This is a genomic window from Mesorhizobium sp. M4A.F.Ca.ET.050.02.1.1 (assembly GCF_003997725.1).
GTDB lineage: Bacteria > Pseudomonadota > Alphaproteobacteria > Rhizobiales > Rhizobiaceae > Mesorhizobium.
Genome location: NZ_RZSG01001408.1, coordinates 1 through 619, shown reverse-complemented (window position 1 = coordinate 619; position 619 = coordinate 1). Strand labels below are relative to the sequence as shown.

Sequence of the window (619 nt, the reverse complement as noted above, 5' to 3'; positions counted from 1 at the left end):
TTCGTATTAGGTGCAGTGCGAAAGCAGAGCGCGGCCTCAGGCTTTCAGCGCGTCGAGCAGGCTGACTGCGGCCATCATGTCGCGCTTGCGGGCCGAGCGGCGCGCCACGGCCTCGGCGTCCTGGCCCCAATGCTCGATCTGCCAGTCCTCATCGACATGGCCGGCGGCCCAGGCTGCTTCGCCGTCGAGTTCGCCGAAGTCGACGGCGAGCGCCAACAGCGCCGAGCCCGTCAGCGAGGTCATGACATGGATGGCGGCGAGCCGCATGGGCTCGATGCGCTGCGCAAGATGGGCGCGGAGAACGGCAATGGTCTCGCGCGGCTGCTCGACATGAACGATGCCTTCGGCGAGATGGAAGCGGGCGCCAAGCGCGCTGCGCGCCCAGTCGATGACCGGATCCCAAAGCTGGTTCTGTCGGTCGACCAACCCTTGCGGACCGTCGGCGCGGTAGCACAGCAGATCGGACGAGGCGAAGCGCAGGATGTCCTCCAACACCGCTTGCGGATCGCTGGCGACGCCGTCAATGGCGGTGTTGACGAGGCGCATGACCGGCATGGCCACTGGATCGATGACCTCGCCTTGCGCGTCGAACTCGCCGGCGACCAGGGCCGCCGCCTTC

1 protein-coding gene is annotated in these 619 nt (G+C 67.7%); it reads right to left on the bottom strand.

Annotation, left to right across the window (positions count from 1 at the left end):
* Positions 1 to 36 precede the first annotated feature (36 nt).
* Positions 37 to 619, bottom strand: a 583-nt coding sequence (locus tag EOA33_RS37825) for an ATP12 family protein (protein ID WP_127407851.1), incomplete at its 5' end; no start/stop codon positions are given.